Source organism: Stieleria varia (assembly GCF_038443385.1).
Classification (GTDB): domain Bacteria; phylum Planctomycetota; class Planctomycetia; order Pirellulales; family Pirellulaceae; genus Stieleria; species Stieleria varia.
Window position 1 is genome coordinate 6072248 of the sequence record NZ_CP151726.1, and the last position, 17180, is coordinate 6089427.

At 55.5% G+C, this 17180-nt stretch carries 12 protein-coding genes and 6 tRNA genes; 12 read left to right on the forward strand and 6 right to left on the reverse strand.

From position 1 onward, the window contains the following. Positions 1–1358: 1358 nt before the first annotated feature. A complete protein-coding gene (locus Pla52nx_RS20545; RefSeq protein ID WP_146520887.1) occupies positions 1359–1808 on the reverse strand; it encodes a hypothetical protein in 450 nt (149 codons plus the stop codon). A 927-nt stretch (positions 1809–2735) separates the two neighbouring features. Here Pla52nx_RS20545 and Pla52nx_RS20550 point away from each other — a divergent pair. Further along, on the forward strand, positions 2736–4115 hold the full coding sequence (locus tag Pla52nx_RS20550; RefSeq protein ID WP_342190210.1) for an IS4 family transposase: 1380 nt from the start codon (positions 2736–2738) through the stop codon (positions 4113–4115). A 483-nt stretch (positions 4116–4598) separates the two neighbouring features. Here Pla52nx_RS20550 and Pla52nx_RS20555 read toward each other — a convergent pair. Continuing rightward, positions 4599–4683 (reverse strand) — tRNA-Leu (locus tag Pla52nx_RS20555). Positions 4684–5025: 342 nt separating this feature from the next. Here Pla52nx_RS20555 and Pla52nx_RS20560 point away from each other — a divergent pair. From Pla52nx_RS20560 to rplK, 10 genes are all read left to right on the forward strand, one after another. Beyond that, the gene (locus Pla52nx_RS20560) at positions 5026–5811 is read left to right on the forward strand and encodes an MBL fold metallo-hydrolase (RefSeq protein WP_231742073.1); all 786 of its coding nucleotides are present in this window, start codon (positions 5026–5028) and stop codon (positions 5809–5811) included. Between the two features lie 281 nt (positions 5812–6092). Beyond that, positions 6093–6165, forward strand: a tRNA-Thr gene (locus tag Pla52nx_RS20565). Positions 6166–6467: 302 nt separating this feature from the next. After that, positions 6468–6549: transfer RNA gene (locus tag Pla52nx_RS20570), tRNA-Tyr, on the forward strand. A gap of 43 nt (positions 6550–6592) precedes the next feature. Beyond that, positions 6593–6663: transfer RNA gene (locus Pla52nx_RS20575), tRNA-Gly, on the forward strand. A 99-nt stretch (positions 6664–6762) separates the two neighbouring features. Next, positions 6763–6834 (forward strand) — tRNA-Thr (locus tag Pla52nx_RS20580). A gap of 542 nt (positions 6835–7376) precedes the next feature. Continuing rightward, the gene (tuf, locus tag Pla52nx_RS20585) at positions 7377–8573 is read left to right on the forward strand and encodes an elongation factor Tu (protein ID WP_146520884.1); all 1197 of its coding nucleotides are present in this window, start codon (positions 7377–7379) and stop codon (positions 8571–8573) included. Positions 8574–8734: 161 nt separating this feature from the next. Next, positions 8735–8807 (forward strand) — tRNA-Trp (locus Pla52nx_RS20590). A 53-nt stretch (positions 8808–8860) separates the two neighbouring features. Continuing rightward, a complete protein-coding gene (secE, locus tag Pla52nx_RS20595; RefSeq protein WP_146520883.1) occupies positions 8861–9304 on the forward strand; it encodes a preprotein translocase subunit SecE in 444 nt (147 codons plus the stop codon). An 87-nt stretch (positions 9305–9391) separates the two neighbouring features. Next, positions 9392–10144 (forward strand): transcription termination/antitermination protein NusG, encoded by a 753-nt coding sequence (gene nusG, locus Pla52nx_RS20600; protein ID WP_231742072.1) that lies wholly within the window; start codon positions 9392–9394, stop codon positions 10142–10144. Positions 10145–10293: 149 nt separating this feature from the next. Continuing rightward, entirely contained in the window at positions 10294–10719 is a 426-nt protein-coding gene (rplK, locus tag Pla52nx_RS20605; RefSeq protein ID WP_146520882.1) for a 50S ribosomal protein L11, read from the forward strand. A gap of 534 nt (positions 10720–11253) precedes the next feature. Here the strand turns inward: rplK and Pla52nx_RS20610 are convergent. The 4 genes from Pla52nx_RS20610 to Pla52nx_RS20625 all read right to left on the reverse strand — a co-directional run bounded on the left by Pla52nx_RS20610 (position 11254) and on the right by Pla52nx_RS20625 (position 16367). Continuing rightward, positions 11254–12333 (reverse strand): ADP-ribosylation factor-directed GTPase activating protein isoform b, encoded by a 1080-nt coding sequence (locus Pla52nx_RS20610; protein WP_146520881.1) that lies wholly within the window; start codon positions 12331–12333, stop codon positions 11254–11256. Between the two features lie 129 nt (positions 12334–12462). Beyond that, positions 12463–14535 (reverse strand): hypothetical protein, encoded by a 2073-nt coding sequence (locus Pla52nx_RS20615; RefSeq protein WP_146520880.1) that lies wholly within the window; start codon positions 14533–14535, stop codon positions 12463–12465. A gap of 79 nt (positions 14536–14614) precedes the next feature. Beyond that, positions 14615–15502 carry an aminotransferase class IV gene (locus Pla52nx_RS20620; protein ID WP_146520879.1) on the reverse strand — a complete coding sequence of 296 codons (888 nt, stop codon included), beginning with the start codon at positions 15500–15502 and terminating at the stop codon, positions 14615–14617. Next, entirely contained in the window at positions 15480–16367 is an 888-nt protein-coding gene (locus Pla52nx_RS20625; protein ID WP_146520878.1) for a hypothetical protein, read from the reverse strand. The genes Pla52nx_RS20620 and Pla52nx_RS20625 overlap by 23 nt, the downstream gene beginning before the upstream one ends. 249 nt (positions 16368–16616) lie before the next feature. Between Pla52nx_RS20625 and Pla52nx_RS20630 the strand changes: the two genes are divergently transcribed. Then, entirely contained in the window at positions 16617–17132 is a 516-nt protein-coding gene (locus Pla52nx_RS20630; protein ID WP_146520877.1) for a hypothetical protein, read from the forward strand. Positions 17133–17180 lie beyond the last annotated feature (48 nt).

Below are 17180 nucleotides of genomic sequence, written 5' to 3' on the forward strand. Positions count from 1 at the left end.
GCGACAAAAAAGCCGCGAAGGCGGCGACAGATACCGCACGGCATCATCGACAAACTGTCGCCGCCTTCGCGGCTGGCCTGGAATCGTTGCGAAACGAGACCTGGGACTGACGTCTCAGGCTTTATGCTTCCGCCGCCTCCGCGGCTTATTTGTGTTTGCTGGAAGTCTTAAAGAGTAGAACAGGGAGAGCGCACCTTGTTGGAGAACCGCGTTGTACGAAGCGGTGCGGAGGAAAAAACGGGATTGAGATCGATTCGGTGAACCGGTGCGGCAATCAGCAAAGTGCTGTGTTCCCGCAAGCCCGATAAGCCCCGTGGATGTTTGCACGCGAAGGCGCTAAGGCGCGAAGGGGGGGTTACCTTTCTTCGCGCCTTTGCGTCTTCGCGTGAGTGTTGATGGATGACGGGGGCCACCTGATATCGTTCTTCGTCTGTTCGTAGTCGCGGATGCGACGACAGCATAAAGCATGGGGCGTCAGCCCCATGAGACGCCCAAAACCGCGACAAAAAAGCCGCGAAGCGGCGACAGATCCAGCACGGCAACATCGACAATCTGTCGCCGCCTTCGCGGTTGGCCTGGAATCGTCGCGAAAAGAGACCTGGAACTGACGTCCCAGGCTTTATGCTTCCGCCGCCTCCGCGGCTTATTTGTGTTTGCTGGAAGTCTTAAAGAGGAGAACAGGGAGAGCGCACCTTGTTGGAGAACCGCGTTGTACGAAGCGGTGCGGAGGAAAAAACGGGATTGAGATCGATTCGGTGAACCGGTGCGGCAATCAGCAAAGTGCTGTGTTCCCGCAAGCCCGACAAACCCCGTGGATGTTTGCACGCGAAGGCGCTAAGGCGCGAAGGGGGGGTACCTTTCTTCGCGCCTTTGCGTCTTCGCGTGAGTATTGATGGATGACGGAGACCACCTGATATCGTTCTTGGTCTGTTCGTAGTCGCGGATGCGACGACAGCATAAAGCATGGGGCGTCAGCCCCATGAGACGCCCAAAACCGCGACAAAAAAGCCGCGGAGCGGCGACAGATACCGCACGGCATCATCGACAATCTGTCGCCGCCTTCGCGGTTGGCCTGGAATCGTCGCGAAACGCCACCTGGGACTCTATGCTTCCGCCGCCTCCGCGGCTTATTGTTGTTTGCCGGCAGCTATAAACGAGAAAACAGGGACAGAGCCCCCGGTTGGATCAATGCGTTGTAAGAAGCGGTGCGGAAGAAAAAACGGGATTGAGATCGATTCAGTGATTCCCGTGCGGCAATCGGTAAAGTGCCATGTTCCCGAAAGCTTGTCCCAATCGAATTCTATAGCCAGTTCCATCCACCGGTGATTGATTGAGAAGAGCAACGACGACCAAGACCTCTACTTTCTCCGCTTCGCCGCACGCATCGCCTCAAGCTCTTTCATCAATGGTCGCCAGTATCGCTGATCGGCCTCACGCTCCAACGCTCGCTCTTTCTCTAATTCTTGCGTCAAAGCGGTGCGGCTCGCAGACATCGTTTCGACGAGCAACGGCCTCGTCTTCATAGCTTCCTGAAGCAAATCGGGATGCTCGGCAGCCACTCGGATTAAAACCTCCGGCGTTCGAGATTCACGAAGCCAGAATCGTACTCGGTCTTCGGTTGGCTCGTCGCGATTCTGATCATAGTGCGCATCGATTAATCTGCGAATCATCGGCCAATCCTTGTCTCGCTGAGTTTTCTTAGCGCGGACCAAGTCTTCGATGCCAAGTAGTTCGTAAATAACTCCATCCGCATCCTCGATTGTAGTTCGCTGTTCCCACAGCGACTCGAAATCGTCGCAACCTCTCATTTTGGTCAATACGTCCAAACGAATTTGAGAGGATTCAGGATGAAAACAACGAAAGTGAATTGCATGCCCACGCTCGAGGTAAGTCCAGTCCTTTGGCGGAACGGCAATACATTTGGCTTCAAGCTCGTCAAGAGCCGAATCTAGCCGATTGAGATTTTCAGTTTCGGCGAGGATTACGATATCGCAATCTCTGCTAAACTCGGCCGCGCCGTAGAACACGCACGCTTGACCGCCCATAAGCAGGTACCGAACCCCGTGGCATGAAAGCGTCGAAAGGACTTTGACTATCGGGTTCGGGATCAAGAGAGCCACCTACCTGGAGATAAAACTGCCACAACTTCTTTGATTCCTCCCAACGCTCCAGAGGCGTTAGGCGATACCATTCCGTCCAAGAATCTTCTTGGTCGCGAGCTTCGTTCAGTCGCTGGAGATGTTGTTCTGGAGACATGCCACCATTCTACGCGAGTCTCGACTCTAAAGGAAGCGAAACCATTTTCTCATTCGGACCAAGAAAACAAACCGCCCCCGTTAGTTTTGCGGGCTGGGGACATCGTGCGTTGGGGACAGACCACCATGTCACGATCATTTGGACAGCAGGAGGATTAACACGCGAATCCTGTGTTGATTGACGATGGGGGCCGTCTGATATCGTTCTTCGTCTGTTCGCAGTCGCGGATGCGACGACAGCATAAAGCATGGGGCGTGAGCCCTTGTCTTTACCCACAAGTCTACCAATCGGCGTGAAACGCGAGGGATTTTCACGTCGTTTTTGTCCGTGTGAGTGATCGCGTGAAACACGATGAAGGTGAATTGGTCGTTGTCAATCGCAAAGATTGCGTTGTGGCCAGGATGATTTGGAAGCTACCAAGAAGCGCCGGCAAGGAGGTGTCGGCCTAGTCACAGATTTTTTTGAGGGAATGGATTGTGATGAAAGTGCTCGACAATGCGCAGTGGGTTGAGGAACATTTCTCCAATTGCGATTTGGGGGACCCTCGACGGAATAAACGATTACAGACCGTCGCTAAAAATATGCTCGACGCTCCGGATCAGTCTTTGTGCAAACAGAACACAAAATGGTCCGATCTGAAGGCCGCGTACGGGTTGTTCAATCGACCCGAAGCGACATTGGATTCGATCGCTTCATCACATTGGAATAAGACTCGCGATACAAAGCCCGGTCGGTATTTGTTAATCAGCGATACAACCGACATCGACCACTTCTCTCACAAGGCGACCACAGGCCTTGGGATGTTGGGCAGTGGCGTCGGTCGCGGGTTTCAATTGCACAATTGCTTGATGTACGATTGTGATAACGAGCAAATTGTCGGCGAAGCGGGGGCAATTCTATTCAAACGAAAACATGTCCCAAAAGATGAAACTCGGACACAACGCCTGAAACGTTATCGCGAAAGCAGCTTGTGGGGAGATCTTGTCGATCGCATCGGGCCTTCCCCGGAGGGTAGCCAGTGGGTCCACGTTTTTGATCGTGGTGGCGATAGCTTCGAAACCATGTGCCATATCGTTAGGACTGGGGATGACTGGGTAATTCGTGCTTCGAGGCTTTCGCGTAAAGTCATCGATAATCGCGGAGAAAAGGTGAGCCTTAGGCAGGCTGTGGGCAATGCAATGCGCGTTGGCACTTATGAATTATCTTTGCGCAGCCGCCCAGGAGTGAAGGCAAGAACGGCAACGATGGAGATACTCGTTGCCGAAGCAACCTTTCCTCGTCCGTCACAGGTGAGCCCGAAGATTCGGAGCTTTGGGATCGAAGAAATCACGATGAATGTGGTGGTTGTACGAGAAGTCAATGCACCAAAGGGAGTCTCATCTATTGAGTGGGTCTTATTGACAAGTCTTCCAGCGGCGACACTGGAAGATGCTTGGCAGGTCGTCTCGGATTATGAAAATCGTTGGCTGATCGAGGAGTACCACAAAGTACTTAAATCCGGATGTAATCTTGAAGGCCACTCGTTGCGTTCGGCGGATCGTCTGGAAGCTCAGATCGCATTGACCAGTGTGATAGGTGTCCGCTTGTTTCAGTTGAAACTTGTTGGACGCAACGACCAGACCGCCAAGGCCAGAAATCGAATTCCGCACGCTTGGCTGCGTTGTCTTGCCGTGTACCGCCCCAAGTTGAAACTCACTAAGCTAACGGTTTACGAATTTTTTCGTCAAGTTGCCAACCTGGGTGGATTCATTGGGCGAAAAAGCGACGGCGAGCCAGGCTGGCACACCATCTGGTACGGATTCCAGAAACTTCAGCTCCTAGTTGCCGGAATGGAACTTGCTGATACAAAAAAGGCGTGACGACTTGTGGGTAAAGACAAGGGCGTGAGCCCCATGGTGTGCCCATGACCGCGACCAAAAAGCCGTGGTGCGGCGACAGATCCGGCATGGCATCACCCAAAATCTGTCGCCGCTTCGCGGCTTGTCTGGAATCGTTGCGAAACGAGACCTGGGACTGACGTCTCAGGCTTTATGCTTCCGCCGCCTCCGCGGCTTATGGTCGTTTGCTGGTCTTTGAGGTCTTCATGGGCAAAGCAGCAATGGGCCCTGCAGTGGCGATGCCTGTCCGCCGCGCAAGGATTGCCGCCAACCGATTGGGGAAGTTTGCTATTTTTCATTCCCATTGCCCACTCTGTCATGCATAGCATGACCTACTGAGCGGCGGATCTGACTGGAAAACAGAAGTCCAGGCCAGAAGGGCTGCGGACTGGGCACGGTGAGTGGTGCAGCGCATGAAAATGGGACCCACGTCGCGACGGCGTGAGTCCCATTCGTATGAAAGAGTGCGGATGAGAGGATTTGAACCTCCACGTCCTTATCGGACACTAGAACCTGAATCTAGCGCGTCTGCCAGTTCCGCCACATCCGCTTGGTTCTTTGATTCAGACGGTCGAGAAAACCGGCGAGTTCGGGGAAATCGCCAAAGTGCCTGCCGCTGAATTTGAGTCGAGAGCGTATCGGCTCGATTTTTGAATGGCAAGATGGCCTGACTGTTTTTCCGCAAGTTGTTTGGACTGATCCGGAGGAATGATACGGTTGTTGGGGATGTCGCTGGTGTTGGGCGATCAGTGATGGGCAGCCAGGGGTATGTCAGCCTGGAAAGGCTGACGTACGGGGTGTCGCCGTAGGCTGTGCCTTGTTGTGGCGGGTGGTTGTATCAGCCAAACTGGAGGGAAATGAATTTAGCCATGGGCTGCTGCTGGAGAGACTTGTGGAACTGCACTGTTTGGGAACAGCCGGGTATCACCCGAACGAGACTCGCCACACGAGCTGTTATTTCTTGCCAGCCGATGGGATCGTGCTGGACGCCGGCAGCGGCTTCTTTCGCCTGCCGGAATTGATCCAGACCGATTCCCTGGATGTCCTGTTGTCGCATTGCCATCTGGATCATGTCTTTGGACTGACTTTTTTGCTGGACGTGCTTTATCAGCGACCGGTTCAGAACGTTCGAATTTGGGGGGAATCAGAGAAACTGGCTGCGGTCCGCGAGCACCTCTTCTCAGAATTAGTCTTTCCTGTTCCCTTGGCGGCCCACTGGCACCCCATTGATGAAACACCTCAGTTTCACGTCGGGGAGGTCATGGTGAGCTGGCGGGCTCAGGATCACCCTGGCGGTTCCGTCGGCTACCGACTGGATTGGCCGGGGGAGCCAGTTCGAGATCCGGGTAAGGAACCAAGTAGCGGCCCGCGGCGGATGCTGTATTTGACCGATACGGTGGGTGCGACCGATGCGGAATTCGTCAGCTGGGCGTCGGGAGCCGACTTGATGCTGCATGAGTGCAATTTCCGCGATTCCAGCCAAGAGTTGGCGAAAAAAACGGGGCACAGCTTTGCTTCGCGAGTAGGGGAAGTAGCGAGATTGACGAGGCCGAAAAAACTGCTTGTGGGGCACGTCAATCCGTTGGACCCGACACCGGAAACGATGCTCGGTGAAATCGCCAGCGGGTTCGCCGGCGAGATCGAGATGGCCCATGACAAACGGTGCGTAAAGTTCTGAGTGTGTCGGCGATTTGCGAGAGCGATTCGGGGTCAAAGACGGTTGGACGGGGGAATGCCATTCAAGGATTTAGAGGGCGAACCCGCGGGTGGGTCGGCGAGTCTGAAAGGGGCAGGTCGGATCGCAGGTTGTTTTTCGTCGATTTTGGGTATGAATGCCGCCAAACTCGTCTTGTTCCTGCGGGCGAGGTCGCTACACTCTGCCGTTCCGAACTGCTGCCGATCCGGACGGATCGCTTGCGGTCAGGTGAAGCAAACGCAGTAGAAGATAATGAACTAGAAGCCAGTGTAGCTCAGTTGGTAGAGCAGCTGATTTGTAATCAGCCGGTCGTGGGTTCGAGTCCCTCCGCTGGCTCTCCGCTGACCGCGGGTGCTAGTTTTGCTGCGGAGTCCTGATCGCAGGTCCAACGTCTAGATGTTGGCAAAAGCGTTGCCCCAAAAGACGGCGAATTTCTCAGCCAGACATGGCTGTGAAAATCAGAGTGCTTTACGGCGAGCTGATCATCAGGCATGCTTTATCGGAGAACGATTGAGCGAAGCAGGACGATGTTTCACCACGAGCATTTTTCCTGGGATTCTTGGTTTACAGAAAAAACGTAAGCGGGTTTTCTGGAGATCGGGGATGAGACGACCGATCGAAGACACAATTGATGTGATGGGGGTTTGCCCGAGTGGTTAAAGGGGGCGGACTGTAAATCCGCTGGCTATGCCTACATAGGTTCGAATCCTATAGCCCCCACTAAGAGAGAGAGTTTCGGCGCACGCTTTAGTGGCTGCGTCACGCGGGTGTAGCACAATGGTAGTGCAGCAGCCTTCCAAGCTGAATACGAGGGTTCGATTCCCTTCACCCGCTTTTCATTGGCGTTTTTGGTGTTTGCGGCACGTCGCGAGCTTGATCCTACGGGCGTATCCCTGAGGGAACGCGTTGGCTGAAGACGCTGGCAGCCGAGTCGCTGCTGTAGCTCAGTGGTAGAGCACTTCCTTGGTAAGGAAGAGGTCATGGGTTCAAGTCCCATCAGCAGCTTTGTTTTCGGTTCTCAACTGCGGTGCCGAAGTCCGCTGAATTCCATGGTTTGATTCCATGGTTTGATTCAGTGGAGCGAGCGATGGAGGCACGTGGTTCCGACCCACCGATCTCTCGGTGAAGCGGTTCATCGAGAGTGGTGTCTGCGGCCGCTGGGTTAGAGCGAGAGATTCTGCCGAGATCTGCACGATGGGGCATTGCGTGAGAACTCGGTTGCGGTGAGAATTCTCGCCCTGCTGACCGCTTTTTTGCGAATCAGCAATTGCAAGCCAACGCGGTTTGCGAGACAACTACGGCTGGATGGTGCGGGTGAAGAACCACACCACTGACCGGGCGTCAAACGCTCGGCAAAATGACGGTGACGCGACTCGATGTAGGGTCGCAGAAAAACAATCCCTTTCTTGTTTGTTGAACGAGTTTGGCGATGCGGCTGAGGTGCTAGCGAGCTCCCGTGGGTGTGAACGCGGTCGCTGACATTTTGGGCCGAGCTGAGGCGTATCCTTGGCGCGGTAGTGGCATTGCTGGATGCAAGTGAGTTTGAAATGGCTAAGGCACAATTTGAACGGACCAAGCCTCACGTAAACGTGGGCACCATTGGCCACATTGACCACGGAAAAACGACGACCACAGGCGCGATCCTGGCCGTCCAGGCTGCCAAAGGTTTGGCAAAGGCCAAAGGCTACGCCGATATCGCCAAGGGCGGTACGGTTCGTGACGCTACGAAGACCGTGACGATCGCTGTGGCTCACGTCGAGTACGAAACCCCCAACCGTCACTACGCCCACATCGACTGCCCGGGCCACGCTGACTTTGTGAAGAACATGATCACCGGTGCCGCCCAGATGGACGGTGCAATTTTGGTGGTCTCCGCTGCGGACGGACCGATGCCGCAGACGAAGGAACACGTTTTGTTGGCTCGTCAGGTCGGCGTGCCTTATATCGTGGTTTACCTGAACAAGTGCGACTTGGTCGACGACGAAGAGCTGCTGGAACTGGTCGAGCTGGAAGCACGCGAATTGCTGAGCAAGTACGACTTCCCGGGCGACGATGTCCCCGTGATTCGTGGCTCGTCGTTGCCCGCGTACAACAACCCAGCGGACCCAGAAGCCAGCAAGTGCATCACCGAGTTGATGGAAGCTCTGGACGAGTACATTCCTGAGCCGACCCGTGAAGACGACAAGCCTTTCTTGATGGCCATCGAAGACGTTTTCTCGATCGAAGGTCGAGGAACGGTTGCGACCGGTCGTATCGAGCGTGGCGTGGTCAAGGTCGGCGAAGAAGTCGAGATCATCGGCTTGTCCGCTGCTCCCGTGAAAACCACCTGCACGGGTGTCGAGATGTTCCGCAAGGAAATGACCGAAGGCCGTGCAGGCGACAACGTCGGTTGCTTGCTGCGTGGTATCAAGCGTGAAGACATCCAGCGTGGCCAGTGCTTGGCCAAGCCAGGATCGATCAAGCCGCACACGAAGTTCGAAGCAGAAGTTTACTGCTTGAGCAAAGAGGAAGGTGGGCGTCACACCCCATTCTTCAGCGGCTATCGCCCCCAGTTCTACTTCCGTACAACGGACGTCACCGGCACCGCCAACTTGATCGGCGCCGAAATGTGCATGCCCGGCGACAACGTGAAGGTTGAAGTGGAAATGCACAAGCCGATCGCGATGGACGACGGTGTTCGTTTCGCGATTCGCGAAGGTGGACGTACGGTCGGTTCGGGCGTCGTCACCAAGATTCTCTCGTAATCGACGAATCACAGTCATCTTGAGTCAAAAAGAGACGAACCAACGGACCGATTTCACGTCGGTTCGTTGGTCGTTTTGATTCTGGGTGGACCCCGGTACTGGGGTGACGGTATGATTTCAGGATTCATGTTTGGCTGTGCCGGCAATGTCGCCGGTTCCACAGGGGTGTAGCTCAATTGGCAGAGCACTGGTTTCCAAAACCAGCGGTTGCGGGTTCAAGTCCCTCCGCCCCTGCTCATTGGAATACGCGAGGAGTCGCGGAATAACTCAACCCAGGAGTATTTGAAGTGTCGCGAGAGATAGCCGGAGCGAGCAGCGGGACACCGTTGCTCAATGAACTGTTCCAGGCGTCGGTGTACAAACCGAACCAAGGAAGGGTTGTTCGACAATTGACGGTGCTGGCCATATGGGTGATTGTCGCCTTTGGTTGCTGGCGGCTTTATTCAACACTGAGTGGCTCGATCGACAACGGGTACGCGGCGGCTGGTATCCCCAGTGCATTGCTAGCGATCGGCCTGTGGTTCGGTTATCGTTTGGTCAACTGGCCTCGATTCGCGGACTTTTTGATCGCTGTCGAAGCCGAAATGAACAAGGTCACGTGGCCCAGCCGCGGTGAGCTGATCAGGGCATCGGTGGTTGTCGTCGTGACCATCGCCGTGCTGGCGATTTCGCTGTTCCTGTTTGATATTTTCTGGCAATGGTTCTTTAGCTTTTTCTGGACCATTAGCTAACGCGACCACTCGCTAATTTGATCGCCCATGCACGATTGCGTTCTCCAACGCATTACGGATAACGTTTTCCGGACGGACCATTTGAGAATGACTGACGAAGACTCCAAGCTGATTTCCGACGAAGCCGAGACCACCGAAGCCTCCGATGCCGCGATTGATGACCCAGGTCAGGACGCGACGGAGGATGCTGTGCTCGAAGACGGCGCAATCGAGGATGGCGATGCTGGCGACGATGATTCCTCCGGTGGTGAGTCCAAGGATTTCATGGACTCAGAGACCGACGCGGATGATGCCCCGGCAATGGACTGGTACATCCTGAAAGTAGCTTTCAATCGCGAAGACTCCATTGCGGACGCGTTGCGTAAGCGGATCAAGATGGAAGGCATGGAAGAGTTCTTTGGTGACGTGGTTGTTCCCACCGAAGACGTGGCCACCTTTACACGCGACGGAAAACGTCGCATCACCAAGCGGAAATTGTTGCCCGGTTACATCATGGCCCGCATGATCATCAATGATGACACGTGGTTCTTGGTCCGAGAAACAGGCGGTATCAGCGATTTCACCGGCTCGGCCGGAAAGCCCATGCCGATGGATCCGGCTGACATCGAACGGTTCGTCAATCGCCCCGAAGTCGATGATGATGACGAGCCCGCACCGATCAAGACGGCGATTCCGTTCAAAGTCGGTGACCGCGTGCGAGTCAAAGAGGGCAACTTTGAGAACCAAGAGGGAGATGTGGACACTGTCGATGAAGCGAACGGCCGAATCACCGTGATCATCAACATCTTCGGCCGCAGTGTCCCGATGGAATTGGATCACTGGCAGGTTGAACCGCTGTAAAGTTGCCGGACGTCCCTAGCGGGTTTCGCAGCAACGTTTACACTGTCCGAAAAAATTCCCCCAACACCACCTTAACTCAATATTGATTGCACCCGGTCGCTCAGCAAGCATGACTTGGCTGGCGACCGCGACTGGAAGGCAAACGAAAAATGGCAAAACAAGTATCAGGTATCGCGAAATTCCAAATCCCTGGTGGCCAGGCAACCCCTGCTCCCCCTGTCGGTACGTCGCTCGGTAAGTACGGTGTCAACCTTGGACAGTTCGTTCAAGCGTTCAATGACAAGACGAAGGAATACAACGGAACTCCCATCCCCGTCGTCGTGACCGTCTACAACGACCGAAGTTTTGACTTCGTCACCAAGAGCCCACCGGCAGCATCGTTGCTGAAGCAAGCCGCCGGAATCGCCAAAGGCAGTGGCGTTCCTCACGTCACCAAAGTCGGTACCGTCACCCGCGAGCAGTGCGCTGCCATCGCTCAAACCAAGATGGAAGACTTGAATGCTCGCAGTATCGATCAAGCGGTCAAAATGATCGAAGGAACCGCTCGCAGCATGGGACTGAACGTCGAAGGCTGAACGTCGAAAAGACCTTTCGCCAATATCTCAAAGGCACGACCCGCATTGCGGGTCGTGCCTTTTTTTGTGTTCCACTGGTGTCTGAATCGCGACTTGAGCATGGGGGAGTAACCGTTGCGCATACGGCACAAGGCGGATGGTTTGTGTTTGGGCGGATAGCTGTCTGCGCAAGTCAATGGTTGGGAATAGCAAAACGCTTGGCGGGGCACGCGCTATCGACTTGGAAAGCCGAGCGACGATTGTCGTTCGACTTTCCAAGTCGAAAACGAACACAGCTCCCCACCCTCGCATTCGCCTAAACGGCCAAGCGAGTCCTCCCCCAAGTCCCCTTGGGGAGGTGACAGCGGACCATGAAATGGTCCCAGATGGTAGCCGGCGGTCGAGCGTAGCGAACACCGCCGGTGCTTGCCGTCGAGTTCAAACCGACCCCGAAGGGTGTCGCAGAATGGACGCCGTGATGACTGGTAAGCCGTATTATATCATGCACAGCATGACCTACGATCGCTGTCTCTCGCTCGGTCACCGTCATCGATGTCACGCGGTGGTTCGTCGTTGATATTCGACCAATCCGTGCAACGCGTGATAAAGTCCGCCGCACTCCAGATCAATACCGTCACATTGGTCCAATACCCCGCATAACTTGCGGACGCCGCGAACGACCCACGTTTCATGAAGCGTTTGCTGATCGGCAGCGATGGACAAGAATTCCAGGACATGTCCGGTGGTCCCCAGCGTTTCTCCCAAGTCTCGAACCCAACCAGGACGATGGAAATAGGCTGTCGAGTACGTGCCGTCTGGATTCTGGTTCTCCTTTGACTCCGCGATGCAACTTGACACCAATTGTTGCGCCCGCTGCCAAACACCAGTAACGGGCATCTGTTCAGCGATTCGTTTGCGTAGGGCGGTTGCGATTCCAATCAGACGGTGAGTGCCGCCACAGGCACTTTGCTCCAAGTCTCGCTCAATCTCCGATTCTAGCAACAGTTCTGTCGAATAGGTTTCGCCGTCACGTGCAACCCAACTGTGATCGGTGGAACGATAGGCAGACAGCGCAATCAATGTCCAGCTGAACTCAAGTTCCAGATTCAGTGGCACGTCCCACTCGGCTTGGTTGAGCCAATCGGCGAATGTGAACACATGATCGCCGCCGCGGACCTCCGTCTCCAACGGCAGATCACACTGGCACAGCACCGCCAGCCATTGGTCCCGGTGCCCCTGGCTGACTTTGTTGTCAGGCGCCAGCTCCATGCGTAAACCGCGACGGGCGTCGTCGCCGAAACGATCACCAAACATCGGCTCGAACCCTCGGATCTCGCCTCCCCCAAGCAGGTAATCGATGGTCGGCTTCGTTCCGTCTGGCGTTTCGACGATGAACTCGCGACCGTATGCAAGAACACCATGCAGGATTTGCCAAGCCCCGTGGAGCTGAGTGGACAGCGCGCGAGTCTGCAGATTGCGTTGCAGTGTGTCTGCGATCAATTGTGAAAGCGGTTGCTCGCCCGCGTCGGCGTTTCCGTCGGCTTGACCTGACTCAGAGCCTGCCGTTCGGACTTGGGGCAACGACTCGGGCACCGAGAGGGGGCAGCCGGTCAGGGCGCCAGCCGAAGCAGCCATCAGGACCAAAGCGGATCGACGGGACAGAGATCGACGGGACAGAGATCGACGGGACAGAGAAGGGATGGATTGCGACATATTGGGAGCAGCGGCGGGTCGGCGAATGGTTTGAAAACAAAGGCGAGGCGGTCAGCGCTGCACGACCAATTGCTTTCCCCTGACGATCGTTTTGCCGAAGTGGGCAAATGGAGTGAATCGGAGTGGCCCACTGCCGAGAGCACTGGCGTCGACAGTGACGGTACCCTGTGAGTCGTCCAACCTCGCTACCTCGGAGCCAAAGTGCATCAAGCGGATCGAATCCGCCCCGGGGCACGTTAGCGAGAGTTTAATCTGCTGACCCTCGTTCGCAGCGATTTTTTCCGTCGGATCCTTTGTTGGATCGTCTTTTGGGGCATCAGCCGCCATTGCGGAGGGCGAAGGATGTGGACCCTGCAGCTCGATTTCTTCGATGAACCCTACTTGCGGCATCGTCGGGTCCGCTCCGATCAGTGTGGCGCGAATCTCAAGGACACCCGATGCATCTGCTGGCAAGTTGATCCGAATTTTCGGAACGGCAGGTGATGTCTGCGCCATGCGACCTTCGACCAAGATATTGATGGCGACCGTGTTTGTTTTTGGCAGCGTCAACCCCAGAGCACGTCGCTGCAGCTCGATCATCGTTTGCCCCTCGGTTGCCAGTTGCATGTCGATCAGTTCTGCCGGCGCACGGGAAAAGGGTTGTGTCATGGGATCGCCGACGATCAGCAATTGATAAGGCGATGCCACGGACAAGTAAAACGCTTCGATGGCCGAGACACCTTTGGCATAGAAGGCGTACATCATGGGCAGCGGGAATTTTTGTTGCAACGCGTAGGGTTCTGCGACCGCGCCACTGCTCATCGCTGCTCCGGCATGCAAGAACTCAGTCAGCTTGGTATGTCCATCCAAGTTGTAGGCACCACCGAGGCTGGTCAGGTTCTCCGCGATCGACCCAGGAACGAGTTTCCAAGGCATCGATCGGAATTGGATCGTTGGACGCCCGGTCATCAAGCCGACGATCGCCCCGCCCTCGGCGGGTTGGTCACCCGAAAAGACTTCCGTTTGATGCCCCATTTCTTGCAACGCAACCAACGCGTTGGCCATGCCTGGCTTTCGCGTCTTCGAACGGACTCCGGGATGGCCCGAGAAAGCAAAACGAGCTTGGGGGAACGTACGATCGGCGGTGGCCGCTCGTTGCAGTACCGCGACGGCTTGGTCCACCGTGCTGCCGCGTGGATGGACCACGGCCAAGCAGCAGGACATCAGGTACGGAATCCCACCTTGTTTGACCGGCATGTAGGAACCATTGAGCGCCCAGCCGAGATCGCCGCGAAATCCGACAGGCCCCTGTGAGGCAATGGGCAAGTCATCCAACGCGGTCACCATCGCACTGAGTCCGTCGCGATCCAACAGTTCCGACAGCACGACGCTCTCTTGCAGGTACCGTCGTGAAGACCAGCCGGATTTGATCGCCGCAGTGAGGAGCTCGACGGCCTTGTCAGATTGCTCTGCGTGCTGGAAACATTCGGCGGAACGAATGGCCAACGCGGCGGTGTAGGGCGTCTTGGCAAACAGTTCTTGATACCTTTCTGCCGCATCCGCGTACCGACCGTCCAGTCTCAGTTTCTCAGCGTCTTCGAATGCGCTGCGACGATCGTCGAGATAAGGATTGGTGAATGTTCTCTCGAAATCGCCTCGGGCATAGAAATTCGCACCGAGACTCAGGAACGCAGGGTTATTGTCCAGCAGAAAGCGGTACAGATAGGTTGCCCCGTTGATCGACGCGACGGGCAACTGATACTTTTTGATCGTCGGCTCTTTGATCTGATCGGTAAAGGATTTGATCCCCACCATCGTTGGGAAATCTGCCGAATATGCGATCACCCGCGTGTGCGATGCCAAGCCACGGCTATCGATCTGCGTCAACAAGGGCTTCAGGATCTTGTCTCGGAAGGGTTCATACTCGACCAGTAATCCCGAGGGCACATCCGACAAGACCACCACATTGCTGCTCGGAATATTTCGCAACTGCACATAGTGATTGGCGATCGTTCTGGAAACCTGGGACGAGCCGTTGACGACCACAATGATGTTTTCGGAGCTGATCCCGGCGACGGCGGAGTTGGCAATACTCAGCATACCGACGACAAGCAGGGGGATCAGTCCGCGAATGACAGAGTGCATGGATATTACTCGCAAGTGAAATTGAAAATCAGTATCGCAACGCTTGCGACCCACGACCCGCTTTCGCGTTGACAAGAATTTACCTCGCGGCGGCGAATGCATCCTGCAGTCGGCGACAGACCGGCCCAGCAGTTCCGTCGGCTATCATGGCACCATTGATCGAATTGGCAAACCACAAACCGGTATCCGTCCCCATCAACAGGACTTCATCGGCCAGTGAAAGCATCTCGGGTGTGATCACACCTTTCTCCCAGGTTATCGCAAGCCGTGCCGCGATTCGCTCAATGAATGCTTGTGTGACACCACCCAGGATTTGCGAGTCAACAGGCGAAAGAATGCTGCCTTCGCGGACGACCGCCACGTTGCAGACGCTGGTTTCCGTCACAGACCCGTCAGCGTCGAGCAGCAAACCGATGGCATTCACATCGCTGGCCTTGGCAAATTGGTCTGCCAAGTAATAGTGTAACCGACAGCGAACCTTGATTTGACGAGACCAAGATTCGGGGGGCGGCTGAACAACGGGAGTGATCACAACCGGCTGACCAAGAGAATGATGCAGATGGATTCGATCGTGGTCGAGCGATTGAAGATGAACCGCCAGAGTGGAACGATTCTCAGATGCGACTCCGGGAGTGGCAAACATCGTTAAACCCACGTCTCCTTGCCGCGATACCCAATCGGAGTTTCGCTGCAAGAGCTCCGCAAAGAGTGACTTCAGTGTTTCTTTGTCGGGCAAATCGCCCAGCAAGAGTGCGGCACTGGTCTGCTGCCAGCGATCCAGGTGTGCGTCGACTTCAAAGAGTCGTCCGTCATAGGTCCTCATTCGCTCCACTGCGATGACGGCTTGGCGAAACCCGATGTCATCGGCTGAGATCGTCAACTCATCCGGTCGGACCCACGCACCACTCAGGAATGCCCACTCTGGCTTGCCAGTGGGCACTGCGTCACTGACTGGAATGGGTGGCATTTGCAAATTCGCTCAACTGATTGATCAATCGTGACATATCACGGCCGGCGTAACATTGCTTTTCGTAGTAATCGAGTTCAGCGTGACGCAGGCCAATGGTTTGGCTGCAGTTGCGAGCATACACGGGCAACGTTGAACCATCGTACCGGGGTGCAAATGAACGTGGACCGCTGTAACCCAGGGCCATCGTCGATCTGTCACGGTCGAGTTTCCAAAACTGTCTGAGTACCGCGTCTCGTCGATTGTACATCAAACCGAGTTCGTTGATGTTTTGACAGGCATTGCGATAGACCCCACATGCACTCATCGCCCGCGCGTCCATGGCCGGTGCGACAAAACCGACTTGAAAGTGTTCGCCGACCCGATGTTCGCCCGGCAGAGTACGTCCACTGATGTTCCCACCCGCCAACGCGTGCAACGCTCCTCCGATAATCCGGCATCCAAAGCTATAGCCGATCAAGCCTATTGGCTGACCAACGTCGGTCTGGTTGGCCAGGAACCATGCCAAGTACAACGCTTGCGCGTCGGTCCGCTTCGCTTTCTCTCGTGCGTCTTCCAGCAGAATGCCGTCTTTCTCGCTCGGCCAGCTCCAAATCAGCCAATCGATCGGCTGTTGATTTCGAAACTGTCGGACACTGTTGTGAACCGACATCGCACGCGACAGCAGGTCCTCGCTTTCCATCCGATTTCCGTGCACATAGATGATCAGCGGTCGATACGGGCGTGCACGAAAATCTTCCCACTCCACTCGATAGCTCCGTCCGCATTCCATGCGACGGAGGTCCAAGCTAGGACTTTCCAAGTCTGCCGAACAAGCGTTGTACGAAAGATGACGAGTGTTCAACAGCCAATGTTGATCCGCCACGCACACTGCATCGTCTGCAAATGAGCGCGTCGAACAGACCAACAGGACTGTTGTAGCGATAAGGAAAGTCAGGCGGGTCATGATGGCGAGATGTCCAAGAAATGAGCGCGGTGTGTTGCGTGGGGACAACGAATTGTTGCTGAAAAAAAACGATGTTGCGTTTGCACATCACTCTCCACGTTCTACTTTTGAGCGGTCTCCTGTTTGAGGCCATCGAATGTACTCACTGTACCTATCACGGAAAGTTCGATGAAGAATCGCATTTTGACAATTGTGGCAGCTAGCACGCTGCTTTGCCTGACCACCGGTTGCGGCACCGTTCGCAATTTCCTGTTTGGCCGCGGTGCCGGGTGCGGCCTGTGCCGTAGCAACGCATCGATCCTGCCTCAGCCTGCATCGGTCCCCGTCGCTCCGCCCGCCTGTGGCTTGACTCAACCCGAACCCACCTGCGGCTACCCCGCACAAAACACTTGCGGGTGCCAGACACCTGCGACTTGTGGAACCTGCTCTCCATCATCCAACTCCTACGGTCCCGTGTCATCGGGCTACGCCCCTGATCCGTACAGCGGAATCATCGGCAGCTCGGTCGATGGCGGTTACATCCAGGGCGAAGTCATCAACGGTGCACCGACCTACGGTGGAACCGAAGGTTGGTACGAGCGCCCCGGCACGTCGACTCAGCAGTCCTATAAAGTCGATCGCGACGGAGCACGAATCGTGAGCGAAGATCCATTGCCCCCCGGTGCGATCGCACCGGGAATCTAATGGTCTGGGACAGCTAGAAGTTAGGGTTGAACGTAGTGGATCTTGCCA